At 56.7% G+C, this 13,491-nt stretch carries 12 protein-coding genes; 8 read left to right on the forward strand and 4 right to left on the reverse strand.

Features of this window, described 5'->3' with window-relative positions; all coding sequences use genetic code 11:
* The first annotated feature begins 86 nt into the window (after positions 1-86).
* Entirely contained in the window at positions 87-311 is a 225-nt protein-coding gene (locus ABLU80_RS10960; RefSeq protein WP_015369187.1) for a hypothetical protein, read from the forward strand.
* Here the strand turns inward: ABLU80_RS10960 and mtlR are convergent.
* From mtlR to mtlA, 3 genes are all read right to left on the reverse strand, one after another.
* Positions 300-896, reverse strand: coding sequence for a mannitol operon repressor MtlR (gene mtlR, locus ABLU80_RS10965; RefSeq protein ID WP_116299764.1), 597 nt, complete (start codon positions 894-896; stop codon positions 300-302). The genes ABLU80_RS10960 and mtlR overlap by 12 nt on opposite strands.
* Positions 896-2,044 (reverse strand): mannitol-1-phosphate 5-dehydrogenase, encoded by a 1,149-nt coding sequence (gene mtlD / locus ABLU80_RS10970; protein ID WP_213796188.1) that lies wholly within the window; start codon positions 2,042-2,044, stop codon positions 896-898. The genes mtlR and mtlD overlap by 1 nt, the downstream gene beginning before the upstream one ends.
* A 101-nt stretch (positions 2,045-2,145) precedes the next feature.
* On the reverse strand, positions 2,146-4,056 hold the full coding sequence (gene mtlA, locus ABLU80_RS10975) for a PTS mannitol transporter subunit IICBA (protein WP_015369190.1): 1,911 nt from the start codon (positions 4,054-4,056) through the stop codon (positions 2,146-2,148).
* Between the two features lie 537 nt (positions 4,057-4,593).
* On the opposite strand from mtlA, the gene ABLU80_RS10980 reads away from it, so the two are divergent.
* The 7 genes from ABLU80_RS10980 (at position 4,594) to ABLU80_RS11010 (ending at position 12,128) form a co-directional block, all read left to right on the forward strand.
* On the forward strand, positions 4,594-4,959 hold the full coding sequence (locus tag ABLU80_RS10980; protein WP_015369192.1) for a DUF3302 domain-containing protein: 366 nt from the start codon (positions 4,594-4,596) through the stop codon (positions 4,957-4,959).
* Between the two features lie 2 nt (positions 4,960-4,961).
* On the forward strand, positions 4,962-6,098 hold the full coding sequence (locus ABLU80_RS10985; protein ID WP_348849968.1) for an HlyD family secretion protein: 1,137 nt from the start codon (positions 4,962-4,964) through the stop codon (positions 6,096-6,098).
* Positions 6,099-6,189: 91 nt separating this feature from the next.
* A complete protein-coding gene (locus tag ABLU80_RS10990; protein WP_032709384.1) occupies positions 6,190-6,798 on the forward strand; it encodes a glutathione S-transferase in 609 nt (202 codons plus the stop codon).
* 105 nt (positions 6,799-6,903) lie between these two features.
* Complete coding sequence (selA, locus tag ABLU80_RS10995; RefSeq protein WP_047079854.1) at positions 6,904-8,292, forward strand: L-seryl-tRNA(Sec) selenium transferase; 1,389 nt, start codon at positions 6,904-6,906, stop codon at positions 8,290-8,292.
* Entirely contained in the window at positions 8,289-10,148 is a 1,860-nt protein-coding gene (selB, locus tag ABLU80_RS11000) for a selenocysteine-specific translation elongation factor (RefSeq protein ID WP_348849969.1), read from the forward strand. The genes selA and selB overlap by 4 nt, the downstream gene beginning before the upstream one ends.
* Before the next feature lie 169 nt (positions 10,149-10,317).
* Positions 10,318-11,469 carry an L-threonine dehydrogenase gene (gene yiaY / locus ABLU80_RS11005; RefSeq protein ID WP_015369197.1) on the forward strand — a complete coding sequence of 384 codons (1,152 nt, stop codon included), beginning with the start codon at positions 10,318-10,320 and terminating at the stop codon, positions 11,467-11,469.
* Positions 11,470-11,639: 170 nt separating this feature from the next.
* Positions 11,640-12,128, forward strand: coding sequence for a 4Fe-4S binding protein (locus tag ABLU80_RS11010; protein WP_045390701.1), 489 nt, complete (start codon positions 11,640-11,642; stop codon positions 12,126-12,128).
* Positions 12,129-12,165: 37 nt separating this feature from the next.
* Here the strand turns inward: ABLU80_RS11010 and avtA are convergent, their stop codons facing one another.
* Positions 12,166-13,422 carry a valine--pyruvate transaminase gene (gene avtA, locus ABLU80_RS11015; RefSeq protein ID WP_015369199.1) on the reverse strand — a complete coding sequence of 419 codons (1,257 nt, stop codon included), beginning with the start codon at positions 13,420-13,422 and terminating at the stop codon, positions 12,166-12,168.
* Between the last annotated feature and the right edge of the window lie 69 nt (positions 13,423-13,491).

Genomic DNA, 13,491 nt, shown 5'->3' on the forward strand with positions numbered 1-13,491 from the left:
TGACGACCATTCAGCACGTTTTCCTCAACTTGCTCCCTTTTTTTCGCCAATCCTTAATAAGATCCCCCTGAACAGAGGAGAGCGTGATGGCGAAAATCGGCGACGGCGTACCACGTATCATTGATAAAACGGTAGATTTCATGGCCTCGAGCCAGGCGTTTATGGAATATCTGAAAAAATGCCCGCGTTTACAGCGGATACCGCGCGATATTCCTGAGGATAAAAAAGCGCTATTTCTGAGTCGTCTGGAGTATTACCGGCAGCTGTACCGGCCGACGTGCGACCAGCAAGAAGCGGAGTCAGAGCGTTGATTTCTGGAAGGCTTTTTTTAAGCTGATTCGGGAAATCAGCTCAGTCAGAGACAACACCATCGTAGAACGTATCATCTGCTGGTAGCGCAGTTTCTGCATTGCCAGCAGTTCCTTATCGCTCTCATCAAACAGCGGCGTTGGCGGAAGCGCGGCGACGCAGTGCAGCTCGCCTAACGGCCCGAGAATTTCATCGTCGGTGAAAGCGTACTCATTGCCGTCATGATTGAGCTCTTCACGCAAGGCCATCAATAGCTCGGCATCTTCGTATTCGGCGCGGCTTATCACCCCAAGGCCGTAGATAAGCTTCAGGCGTACGGAAAGATCGCCCAGCGGCCCACTGCCGTCCAGCAATGGCTCCACTGCGTATTTCACCGCGTAATCGTCTTTGCGGAATACCTGAAGCACCAGAATATTGACCGCCTCCGTCAGGAGTTCGACGGCGGCTATCAGGAAACTTCTTACGGTCTTACCAGCATTTAAACGCTCAAGTACGCGGTTTTCAAATGCCTGTGTTTCTTCCATTATTGCCTGCATATCTGACAGGAGTGGTATTGGGCGCGGCATCGGCCGCGCCAGGTTGTACATCATTTTACCGCGTTGTAGTCGTTAACGGCCTCCGACACTACAGCGCTTGCCGCATCCAGACCGGAAATCTGCGCCAGCGCGGCCTGTGGCCCTTTTTCGGCAATCAGCGCCGCCAGTTCCTGAGCCTGCGGATCGTCTTCGCTGCGGAAATGCATGGCCGCGGCAATCCCTTTTACCAGATTCCGGTGCGGCAGGCCGTATTCCAGCGTGCCAAGCAGCGGCTTGATCAAACGATCGCCCGCGCTCAATTTACGCAGCGGCTGGCGGCCGACGCGCTCCACATCATCTTTCAGATACGGGTTCTCAAAGCGACCGAGGATCTTCTGGATATAAGCCGCGTGTTTCTGCGCATCAAAGCTGTAGCGTTTAATCAGCACCGCGCCGCTCTCTTCCATTGCGCCTTTCACGACGGCGCGAATGTGCTCATCGAGAATCGCGTCGCGAATCGTTTGATGGCCCGCCAGTTTCCCGAGGTAGGCGGTTATAGCATGCCCGGTGTTTAAGGTGAATAGCTTACGCTCGACAAATGCCATCAGGTTATCGGTTAATTCCATTCCTGGGATGTTCGGCAGCTCGCCCTTAAACTGGGTTTTATCCACAATCCATTCGCTGAAGGTTTCAACGGTGACTTCCAGCGGATCGTGGGTGGCGGAAGCCGACGGCGGCACGATGCGGTCTACGGCGGAGTCGACGAAGCCGATATGCGCTTCAACCCACGCTTTGTCCTCTTCCGCCAGCGCGTTAAACACATGGCCTTTCAGCTGGCTGGTGCCGCGTACCATGTTTTCGCAGGCGATGATATTCAGCGGGCGTTCAATACCCTGCGCTTTACGTTTCACCAGGCCTTTGGCGATGGCAGGGGCGATACGCTCCAGAACGACGGGGCCGACCGCGGTGGTCACCAGGTCGACATCGGCGATCAGATCCACCACCTCATCGCCAATGCTGCTGACGGCATTCACGCCGGAGACGGTATCAACCTGTTCGTTTTCACCCACCACGTGGACCTGATAGCTATGACGGGCATTCAGGGCATCAAGGACCACCTGATTAACATCGGCGAACGTAAGGGAGATACCGGCGTCAGCCAGCAGTTTGCCAATGAAGCCACGTCCGATATTACCTGCGCCAAAATGTAATGCTTTCATAGTATTAACCTTCAATTAATGTTTTTACCTGAGAGGGCTGGGGTGAGGCTTTTCCCTCACCCCAACCCTCTCCCAAAGGGAGAGGGAATGGAGCGTTGTGGTTATTTATTCAGCAACGACAGGACTTCTTCGACGCTGGTGGTTTTCGCCAGCCGCTCAATCACGGTTTCATCATCCAGCGCGTTAGTCAGGCTGGTGATAACGTGAATGTGTTCGTTGTTGCGGGCGGCGATACCGATGACCAGACGCGCGACTTCATCTTCTTCTTCGCCGAAGCGCACGCCTTCCGGATACTGGCAGAAGACGACGCCGGTTTTCAGTACCCGGTCTTTCGCTTCAATGGTACCGTGCGGTACCGCGATAGATTCGCCAAGATAGGTTGAGGTCAGCTTCTCGCGGTCGAGCATCGCCTGCACGTATTCCGGCTCAACGTATCCGCCTTTCACCAGTTGTTCACCGGCGAAGCGAATGGCCTCTTCTTTGGTCGCCGCTTTGCGCCCGAGGAAGATGTTATCCGCGCCCAGCTGGAACAGGTTTTTGTCAGTATTATCAAAGCTATCTTTCAGGCTATCGGTGACTTTTACTTCGTTGTCGATGTGGCGCTGCGCCGCTACCAGACGCTCGGTCAGGCTGGTATACAGGCCGCTGTCGAGGAAGTTGGTCAGCGAAATATGCTGTGCCTGCGGTACCTGGCGCATGGCGCGCTCGGTCAGGTCGCGGTGGGTGATCACCAGGTCGACATCCGGCGGCAGGTTGTTAATCGCGCTGTTAGTGACAGAGATATTGCTCAGTCCGGCATCCTGGACTTTCTTACGCAGTACCCCGGCGCCCATGGCGCTGGAACCCATACCGGCGTCGCAGGCAACGATGATTTTACGCACGTGGCTAAGGTCGTTAGCCACGTCGCCCGCCGCCAGCGGCGTCGCCGCGCCTTTGGACTCGGCTTTCATGTCGTGCATGCGACGGGTTGCGGCTTCGATATCGTCTTCTTCTTTCACTTTGCTGGTTTTCAGCAGAATGGCGGAGACAATAAAGGAGACCGCCATCGCCGCAATAATGGCCGCGATGTTAGCGAAGTAGGCGCCTTTTGGCGTCATCGCCAGTACCGCCAGAATGGAACCCGGGGAAGCCGGGGAAACCAGGCCGCCGTTGAGGATAGTCAGGGTGAAGACACCGGTCATACCGCCGAGGATAACGGCCAGAATCAGACGCGGGTTCATCAGCACGTACGGGAAGTAAATTTCGTGGATACCGCCCAGGAAGTGGATGATTGCCGCACCGCCCGCAGACTGCTTCGCGCTGCCGCGGCCAAAGAACATGTACGCCAGCAGAACGCCCATCCCCGGACCCGGGTTAGCTTCAATCAGGAAGAAGATGGATTTGCCAAGCTCATGGGACTGCTGAATACCCAGCGGCGAGAAGATACCGTGGTTAATCGCGTTATTGAGGAACAGGATTTTCGCCGGTTCAACAAAGATAGACGCCAGCGGCAGCATGTCGTGCGCCACCATGAAGTTAACGCCAGCCGCCAGCAGTTTTGACAGCACTTCAACCGCCGGGCCGATGCCGAGGAACGCCAGAATGGCAAGGATCATCCCGATGATGCCGGCGGAGAAGTTATTCACCAGCATTTCGAAACCGGATTTGATCTTACCGTCTACCCAGGCGTCAAATTTCTTAATGCAGTAGCCACCGAGCGGGCCGGCGATCATTGAGCCGAGGAACATCGGCATATCCGCGCCAACAATAACGCCCATGGTGGTGATAGCGCCGACGACGCCGCCGCGTTCACCGCCAACCAGCTTACCGCCGGTATAACCGATCAGTAGCGGCAGCAGGTAGGTGATCATCGGGCCGACCAGCTTCGCCAGCGTCTCGTTCGGCAACCACCCTGTTGGGATAAATAACGCGGTGATAATCCCCCACGCGATAAACGCGCCGATATTCGGCATCACCATATTGCTGAGGAAACGACCAAAGCTTTGCACCTTGATCTTGATATCGGATGACATAAAACACCCCTTCTTCTGTTTTGCTTATCGCGCAGGCTGAACGCCCGAGGTTTGTTGTTAATGTGGCGGCAGAGGTAGCCGGACCCTGATTGATAGTGCGAAATCTGGCACTGAATCGTTAAGCTGTCCAGCGAGCGGCTTTTTATGTGATTTTGGTCACATAAATATAGGTGTCTGGTACTTATATGTAGTGATCGTCATCACAAAAATGATGTGTAAAAAAACAACAACAGGCGATGAAAGCCCCTGAATCGCATATTTATGTGATATTCGTCACATTATACCTTTGCGATTTTGTTATTTGTTTGTGATGAGTATCACAAAATATTTTGCGCTTAATTCCGCCAGGTGTGATCTGCCGCAGGTTCTGCTTTCCCAGCGGCCAACGATGTAACTTTGCAACCCGCCTGCGCGAAGAACATTTTTTGCCGCTGATGGCGGAAATGAAAACGGTGAATTATGCTCAAATTGTCAGCCAGCCGCCGCTTCGTCGGCGCTCACAATTCCAATAATCTATTAGCGTGAATCGAGGAAATTATGTTTCTCAATTATTTTGCGCTGGGCGTTCTAATCTTCGTTTTCCTGGTTATTTTTTACGGGATTATTATTTTGCACGATATTCCGTACCTGATTGCGAAGAAACGTAATCATCCGCACTCCGATGCGATTCACGTCGCGGGGTGGGTCAGCCTGTTTACGCTGCACGTAATATGGCCATTTTTATGGATCTGGGCCACTCTCTATCAGCCGGCGCGCGGCTGGGGAATGCAGCATAAGCCGAATGAAGCAGGGACTGATGGCGCTGACAGCGAGCTGGCGCAACTCAATCAGCGTATCGCTGAACTCGAACATAAAATCGCGCATCTGCAGCCGACAGCGCCGCCATCCTCGACGGAGAAATAATCATGGACCTGTTGATCATTTTGACGTACGTGGCCATTGCGTGGTCGGTATTTAAAATATTCCGTATTCCGGTAAATAAATGGACGGTCCCGACCGCGGCCCTGGGCGGCGTATTTATTGTTAGCGCGCTTATTTTATTAATGAACTATAACCACCCTTATACTTTTACCGCGCAGAAAGCGGTTATTTCCATTCCTATTACGCCGCAGGTTACCGGCATTGTTAGCAGCGTGACCGATAAAGCCAACCAGCGGGTGAAAAAGGGCGAGGTACTATTTACTATCGACCCGGTGCGCTACCAGGCTCGTGTCGACAGGCTGCAGGCCGATCTGGTCACCGCTCTGCACAGTATCAATACCCTGAAAGCCCAACTGCAGGAAGCGCAGGCGAACACCGTGCGCGTCTCCGCCGAGCGCGACCGGCTGTATAAAGATTATCAGCGCTATTTGAAAGGCAGCCAGGCGCGGGTCAACCCATTTTCGGAAAGCGATATCGATAATGCGCGGCAAAACTATCTTGCCCAGGATGCGTTGGTGAAAGCCTCGGTTGCCGAGCAGGCGCAGATTCAGAGCCAGCTGGATAGCACGCTGAATGGCGAACAGTCGCAGGTGGTGAGCCTGCGCGCGCAGTTGGCGGAAGCGAAATATAACCTCGATCAGACCACCGTCCGGGCGCCGAGCGATGGTTACATTACCCAGGTGCTGATTCGCCCGGGAACCTACGCCGCGTCGCTGCCGCTGCGCCCGGTGATGGTCTTTATTCCGCAACAGAAACGGCTAATTGTCGCCCAGTTCCGCCAGAACTCGTTGCTCAGGCTGGAGGCCGGCGATGATGCCGAAGCGGTGTTTAACGCCCTGCCAGGTCAGGTATTCCACGGTAAACTGGTCAACGTATTGCCGGTGGTGCCGGGCGGGACTTATCAGGCGCAGGGTTCGCTGCAGTCGCTGAGCGTCACGCCGGGTAGCGATGGCGTGCTGGCGACAATTGAACTGGATCCCGATGCGCAGGTCGATGCGCTGCCCGACGGCATTTACGCCCAGGTGGCGGTCTATTCCGACCATTTCACCCACGTGTCGGTGATGAGAAAAGTGCTGCTGCGCATGACCAGTTGGATGCACTACCTCTATCTCGATCATTAATGCGATCGGCGGCAGGTTGAGACAACGTCGCGCCTGCCATTTGCCTGCGCCTGAACCATACTGATCTTTTCGTTGGCGAAAGGAGCAGGCAATGAAACTGATCGGCAGCTATACCAGTCCTTTTGTACGCAAAATTTCCGTTATCTTGCTGGAAAAGGCGATCCCCTTCGAGTTTGTGAACGAATTCCCCTATAACGACGTCAACGGCGTGGCGCAGTACAACCCGCTGGGAAAAGTCCCGGCGTTGCTGACCGATGACGGCGCGTGCTGGTTTGATTCGCCCATTATTGCGCAATATCTGGAACTGCTAAACGTCGCGCCGGCGATGCTGCCCGCGGAACCTCTGGCGGCGCTGAAGATGCGCCAACTGGAAGCCTTGTCTGACGGCATCATGGAGGCGGCGATCGCGCTAGTGCGGGAAAAAGCGCGTCCGGCGGCCCAGCAGTCAGAAACCGAACTGCTCCGCCAGCGGGAAAAAATCGCCCGCGGCCTTGATATGTTGGAAGGGTACGCCGCCGACGGTACCTTGCGTCACGGTGAGCTGAATCTGGCGACCATTACTGCCGCCTGCGCCATTGCTTATCTGAATTTTCGTCGCGTGGCGCCCGGCTGGTGCGCGACGCGGCCAAAACTGGTCAAACTGGTCGAGACGTTATTTCAGCGAGCCAGTTTTGCCCGTACCGAACCGCCAGGGAGTTGACCCAGGCAGGTAACAGTTTCCTCGCGCAGGCGTTACAATCGCCACTCATTGTTGACTCCCTCTCCCGTCGGGAGGGGGGAAAATAACTTATCATCAGGTTCACTCATGTCTACCGATACTCGCGCGCTTTATACCCGGCTTCCGGCCATTGACCGTTTACTTCGCGATCCCGCTTTTGCTTTACTGCTCGATCGCCATGGCCATTCGCAAATCGTGGCGCTGCTGCGCCAGATGTTGGATGAGGCGCGGGAGCATATCCGCCAGGCGCAGGCATTGCCAGAGTGGTGCGACGACTGGCCGCAGGAGACCGCCAGCCGGCTGAACCATAGTCAGCAGAGCGCGCTGCGTCCGGTATTCAACCTGACGGGCACCGTGCTGCACACCAATCTGGGGCGCGCCATCCAGGCGGAAGCCGCGGTGCAGGCGGTGGCGCAGGCGATGCGCGCGCCGGTCACGCTGGAATACGATCTCGACGATGCCGGGCGCGGTCATCGCGATCGGGCGCTGGCCGATCTGCTGTGCCGGATCACCGGCGCGGAAGATGCCTGTATCGTCAATAACAACGCGGCGGCTGTGCTGCTGATGCTGGCGGCGACGGCCAGCGGGAAAGAAGTGGTGGTCTCGCGCGGCGAGCTGGTCGAGATCGGCGGCGCATTCCGCATCCCCGACGTCATGCGCCAGGCCGGTTGTTTGCTGCATGAAGTGGGCACCACTAATCGCACCCACGCCAAAGATTATTGTCAGGCTATCAATGAGCAGACTGCGCTGCTGATGAAAGTGCATACCAGCAACTACAGCATTGAAGGCTTTACCAAAGCGGTCGATGAGGCGGAGCTGGCGGAAATGGGCCGCGAACATGGCGTGCCGGTGGTGGCCGATCTCGGCAGCGGCTCGCTGGTGGATTTGAGCCAGTACGGTTTGCCGAAAGAACCGATGCCGCAGGAATTGATTGCGGCGGGCGTGAATCTGGTGAGCTTTTCCGGCGATAAGCTGCTCGGCGGACCGCAGGCGGGGATTATCGTCGGCGATCGGGCGCTGATCGCGAAGTTACAGAGTCATCCGCTTAAGCGCGCGCTGCGGGCGGATAAAATGACGCTGGCGGCGCTGGAGGCGACTCTGCGGCTGTATCTGCATCCGGAAGCGCTGGCCGACGAGCTGCCGACGCTGCGCCTGCTAACCCGCCGCGCCGAGGATATCCGCCAGCAGGGCGAGCGTATTCAGCCTGCGTTAGCGGCGCACTATAGCGATTTTGACGTGCGCGTCGAAGCGTGTTTATCGCAGATCGGCAGCGGGTCGTTGCCGGTCGACCGACTGCCCAGCGCCGCGTTAACCTTTACGCCGCGCGATGGTCGCGGCAGCCAGCTGGAAGCGCTGGCCGCGCGCTGGCGCGCCTTGCCGATACCGACGATCGGCAGAATTTATGATGGCCGCTTATGGCTGGATCTGCGCTGTCTTGAAGATGAACCCCGGTTTATGGAGATGTTATTGAGATGATTATTGCCACCGCCGGACATGTGGACCACGGCAAAACCACGCTGCTGCAGGCGATTACCGGCGTCAACGCCGATCGTCTTCCGGAAGAGAAATCGCGAGGGATGACTATCGATCTCGGCTACGCCTATTGGCCGCAGCCTGATGGCCGGGTGTTGGGTTTTATCGATGTGCCGGGGCATGAAAAGTTTTTGTCCAACATGTTGGCTGGCGTGGGCGGGATCGATCACGCGCTGCTGGTGGTGGCCTGCGATGACGGCGTGATGGCGCAAACCCGCGAGCACCTGGCAATTCTGCAGTTAACGGGAAAACCGACGTTAACCGTTGCGTTGACCAAAACGGACCGTGTGGACGCGGCGCGGGTTGCCAAAGTCCGGGCACAGGTGGAATCCACGCTGAGCGAGCTGGGGTTCGACGACGTGGCTTTCTTCGCCACCGCGGCGACGGAAAACCTCGGCATTGCCGAACTGCGCAGCCATTTGCTCCAGCTGACCGAGCGCGCGCATCCGCAACAGCAGCGTTTTCGTCTGGCGCTGGATCGCGCCTTTACCGTTAAGGGCGCGGGGCTGGTGGTGACCGGGACGGCGTTATCCGGCGAGGTAAAAATCGGCGATACCCTCTGGCTGACCGGCGCCAATAAACCCATGCGCGTCCGCGGGCTACATGCGCAGAATCAGCCGGTTGAACAGGCGCGGGCCGGGCAGCGTATCGCGCTGAACATCGTCGGCGACGCGCAAAAAGAGGATCTCAGCCGCGGCGACTGGCTGCTCTCGGCGCAGCCCGCAGAACCTTGCGAGCGGGCGATCGTCGAGCTCACCTGTCACGCGCCGCTCAGCCAGTGGCAGTCGCTGCATATCCACCATGCCGCCAGTCATATCACCGGCCGCGTTTCGTTACTGGAAGGCAATCTGGCCGAGCTGGTGCTGGATACGCCGCTGTGGCTGGCGGACAACGATCGCCTGGTGTTGCGCGATATCTCCGCCCGTTTGACGCTGGCCGGCGCGCGGGTGGTGACGCTGAATCCGCCGCGCCGCGGTAAACGCAAGCCGGAGTATCTGCAGTGGCTTTACGCGCTGGCGGCGACGCGGGGCGACGATGCGCAGGCGTTGGATATTCATTTGCAGCGCGATGCGGTGCGTCTTGACGAGTTTGCCTGGGCGCGGCAGCTGAGCGCCGACGGCCTGACGGCATTAATTAACCGTCCGGACTACCTGCAGGCCGGGAATAGCCTGCTTAGCGCGCCGCTGGCCGCCCGCTGGCAGAAAAAACTGCTCGACGCGCTGGGCCGTTATCACGACCAGCATCGCGATGAGCCGGGGCCGGGGCGTGAACGCCTGCGGCGGATTGCGCTGCCGATGGAAGATGAAGCGCTGGTGCTGTTATTGATTGAACAGATGCGCAGCAGCGGCGTCATTCAAAGCCATCACGGCTGGCTACACCTGCCGGAACATAAAGCCGGGTTTACCGATGAGCAGCAGGCCATCTGGCAGCGTGCGGAATCGCTCTTCGCCGATGAGCCATGGTGGGTACGTGACCTGGCGCGCGATCTGAACGTCGAAGAGTCGTTGATGCGCGCGGTGCTGCGCCAGGCGGCGCAGCAGGGGATGATTACGGCGATCGTGAAAGATCGTTATTATCGCAACGATCGGATTGTTGAATTTGCGCAATTGATCCGCCGCCTGGATCTGCAGCGTGGTTCTACCTGCGCGGCGGATTTTCGCGATACGCTGAATATTGGCCGTAAACTGGCGATTCAAATTCTCGAATATTTCGACCGCATTGGCTTTACCCGCCGTCGGGGCAACGATCATCTACTTCGCGATGCGCTGTTATTCCCTGAAAATAAAAACGGCGAATAATCACGCAAATGAAAAATTAAGCCGGTAATGTTTAACAGTACGTTAAAAATGAAAATATTAACGTACTGTTTTTCATCAAATTTCTTGCCAGAAATGGCGTTCAGGTCATGTTTTTTATTTCGACATCCTCGTACCCTTCCATGATATTCACCTAAATGAAGGAATCATCATGGCTGCATCGACTTTTTATATTCCGCCAGTAAACGTTATTGGCGCTGGTTCTGTTACTGAAGCGATGAATACTATCCAGCAATACGGATATCGTCGGGCATTAATTGTCACCGACGCGATGCTGAATAAATTAGGTATGGCGGGTGAAGTACAAAAGGCGTTACAGGAGCGGGATATTTTCAGCGTGGTGTATGACGGCGTGCACCCGAACCCGACGACTCTGAACGTCGAAAGCGGTCTGGCGCTGCTGAAAGAGAATAACTGCGACTGCGTGATTTCCCTGGGCGGCGGTTCCCCGCACGATTGCGCGAAAGGTATCGCGCTGGTCGCGGCAAATGGCGGCAACATCCGTGACTATGAAGGGGTGGACCGTTCGGCAAAACCGCAATTGCCGATGATCGCTATCAATACCACCGCCGGTACGGCTTCCGAAATGACCCGCTTCTGCATCATTACCGATGTCGATCGCCACATCAAAATGGCGATTGTCGATAAGCACGTGACGCCGGTTCTGTCGGTTAACGACTCCTCGCTGATGATGGGGATGCCGAAATCGCTGACCGCCGCCACCGGTATGGACGCGTTGACTCACGCTATCGAAGCCTATGTTTCTATCGCGGCGACGCCGATCACCGATGCCTGCGCGTTGAAAGCGATGACCATGATTTCACAGAATTTAACTCACGCAGTGGAAGATGGCGGCAATGAACAGGCGCGTGAAGCGATGGCCTATGCGCAGTTCCTTGCCGGTATGGCCTTCAACAACGCGTCGCTGGGCTACGTCCACGCAATGGCGCACCAGCTGGGCGGCTTCTACGATCTGCCGCACGGCGTCTGCAACGCCGTACTGCTGCCGTTTGTGCAGGAGTACAACTGCAGCGTCGCCGCCGCGCGTCTGCGTGACTGTGCGCAGGCGATGGGCGTGAACGTTGCCGGGCTAAACGACAAACAGGGCGCGGAAGCCTGCATCGCGGCCATCCGCGAGCTGGCGCGTAAAGTCGGCATCCCGGCTGGTCTGCGCGATCTGAACGTTAAAGAAGAGGATATCCCGCTGCTGGCCAGCAACGCGCTGAAAGATGCCTGCGGTTTAACCAATCCGATTCAGGCGACTCACGAAGAAATCATGGCGATTTTCCGCGCCGCGATGTAATCCTAAAAACTCCCCGGCGGCGATACGCCGCCGGGTGAAGCGCCATTCCCCCCGGTTTTACCCAAATTTGATGTCGCATTTGCCTAAAACGTTGCTGATTCCATTCAGGATCAAAGCGCATAGCGGGGCTTTTCTGGCACGCTGCGTTTTTATCCCGAATGGAGTTGAGGATGAACCGGTTTATTATCGCCGATGCGCAAAAGTGTATCGGCTGCCGAACCTGCGAGGTGGCCTGTGTGGTGTCGCATCAGCAGGGGCAGGATTGTTCTACCGTTTCTGCGAGACGCTTTGCGCCGCGGATTCGGGTGGTTAAGAGCGATGAGCTATCAACGGCGACGCTGTGCCGTCAGTGCGAGGATGCGCCCTGCGCGAACGTCTGCCCGGAAGGGGCAATACGCCATGAAGGTGATGTCTGGCGAGTCGATCAACGGCTATGCATTGGTTGTAAAAGCTGTATGGTGGCATGTCCTTATGGGGCGATGACGGTGATGTTGACCGACGAAGGCGTGCAGGCGCTGAAGTGCGATCTGTGCGCGCACCGGCAAACGGGACCGGCGTGCGTAGCGGCCTGTCCGACTCAGGCGCTGCGCTGTATTGAGCCCGCTGAGCTGGAAAGATTAAGCGCCGAGCGCCGCCGTTGGGCGGCGCAGGCAATGTAATCGGATGTTCCCGGTCAGTCATGGCCGGGAAACACCATCAGGCGTCTTGCTCCTGCCAGGCGCGCTCAATCTCTTCGGCAAGAATTTTCACTCCCGCCTCGATTTTCTCCGGGTCCGGCACGTAGTTCATACGCATGCACTGATGCGTATGCGGCCACGGCTTGTCCAGCCCCGGGAAGAAGTAATCGCCCGGCACCATCAGCACGCCGCGTTGTTTCAGGCGCTGATAAAGCAGCTCGGTGGAGATCGGCAGATCCTTAAACCACAGCCAGAGGAAAATCGCCCCTTCCGGTTTATGAATCAGGCAGCGTTCTTCCGGCAAATAGCGGCGAATGGTAGCGATAGTTTCCTGAACACGCTGATAATAGAACGGTTTAATCACCGTCTCCGACAGCCGCAGCAGGTCTTTACGCTTGATCATTTCACACATCATCGCCGGCCCAATCCCGCCCGGGGCGAGGCTGATAATGCCGTTCATATTGCTGATGGCGGTAATGATTTTCTCGTTGGCGATGATAATGCCGCAGCGCGTGCCCGGCAGACCGAGCTTGGATAAGCTCATGCACAGCACGATGTTCGGATTCCACAGCGGGCGCGCTTCGCTAAAAATAATACCCGGGAAAGGCACGCCATAGGCGTTATCAATAACCAGCGGCACGCCGTGCTGATTGGCGAGGGCATCCAGCTTAATAAGCTCTTCGTCGGTAATGACGTTGCCGGTCGGGTTGGTTGGCCGGGAGACGCAGATCATCCCCGTCTCTTCGGTGATCTGCAGATGTTCGAAGTCCACGTGATACTTAAACTGGCCTTCCGGCAGCAGCTCAATGTTGGGACGGGTGGCGACAAACAGATCCTCTTCCAGCCCGGAATCGGCGTAGCCGATATATTCTGGCGTCAGCGGGAACAGCACCTTACGGGTAGTGCCGTCGGCACGGCGGCCGGCAAACAGGTTAAATAAGTAGAAAAACGCGCTCTGGCTGCCATTCGTTAGAGCAATATTCTGTGGTTCGATCTCCCAACCTAATTCTTCACGCAGCATTTGCGCAAGCAGGGTCAGAAGCTCGCTTTTCCCTTGCGGACCATCATAATTGCAAAGCGCATCAAGGGCTTTGCCGTTATCCAGCATATCGGCCAGCAGGCTATTGAAGTATTCATTCATCTCCGGGATTTGCGCGGGGTTGCCGCCGCCCAGCATGATAGCGCCCGGTGTGCGCAGGCCGTCATTGAGGTCTTCCATCAGGCGGGTGATGCCTGAATGACGGGTGAATTTGTCGCCGAAAAGTGAAAATGTCATCGCGGATATTCTGTTGGTCTTCTGGAAAGGGAATTACCATAACGCCAGCATCAGCGCGGTGCAAATCGG

The organism is Klebsiella sp. CN_Kp104, assembly GCF_040064515.1.
In the GTDB taxonomy this organism is placed as follows: Bacteria; Pseudomonadota; Gammaproteobacteria; order Enterobacterales; family Enterobacteriaceae; genus Klebsiella; species Klebsiella aerogenes.

Excerpts from the sequence above, each read along its gene's own strand:
- ABLU80_RS10960 (WP_015369187.1), top strand. The coding sequence starts at position 87 with ATGGCGAAAATCGGCGACGGCGTACCACGTATCATTGATAAAACGGTA.
- mtlR (WP_116299764.1), bottom strand. The coding sequence starts at position 896 with ATGTACAACCTGGCGCGGCCGATGCCGCGCCCAATACCACTCCTGTCA.
- mtlD (WP_213796188.1), bottom strand. The coding sequence starts at position 2,044 with ATGAAAGCATTACATTTTGGCGCAGGTAATATCGGACGTGGCTTCATT.
- mtlA (WP_015369190.1), bottom strand. The coding sequence starts at position 4,056 with ATGTCATCCGATATCAAGATCAAGGTGCAAAGCTTTGGTCGTTTCCTC.
- ABLU80_RS10980 (WP_015369192.1), top strand. The coding sequence starts at position 4,594 with ATGTTTCTCAATTATTTTGCGCTGGGCGTTCTAATCTTCGTTTTCCTG.
- ABLU80_RS10985 (WP_348849968.1), top strand. The coding sequence starts at position 4,962 with ATGGACCTGTTGATCATTTTGACGTACGTGGCCATTGCGTGGTCGGTA.
- ABLU80_RS10990 (WP_032709384.1), top strand. The coding sequence starts at position 6,190 with ATGAAACTGATCGGCAGCTATACCAGTCCTTTTGTACGCAAAATTTCC.
- selA (WP_047079854.1), top strand. The coding sequence starts at position 6,904 with ATGTCTACCGATACTCGCGCGCTTTATACCCGGCTTCCGGCCATTGAC.
- selB (WP_348849969.1), top strand. The coding sequence starts at position 8,289 with ATGATTATTGCCACCGCCGGACATGTGGACCACGGCAAAACCACGCTG.
- yiaY (WP_015369197.1), top strand. The coding sequence starts at position 10,318 with ATGGCTGCATCGACTTTTTATATTCCGCCAGTAAACGTTATTGGCGCT.
- ABLU80_RS11010 (WP_045390701.1), top strand. The coding sequence starts at position 11,640 with ATGAACCGGTTTATTATCGCCGATGCGCAAAAGTGTATCGGCTGCCGA.
- avtA (WP_015369199.1), bottom strand. The coding sequence starts at position 13,422 with ATGACATTTTCACTTTTCGGCGACAAATTCACCCGTCATTCAGGCATC.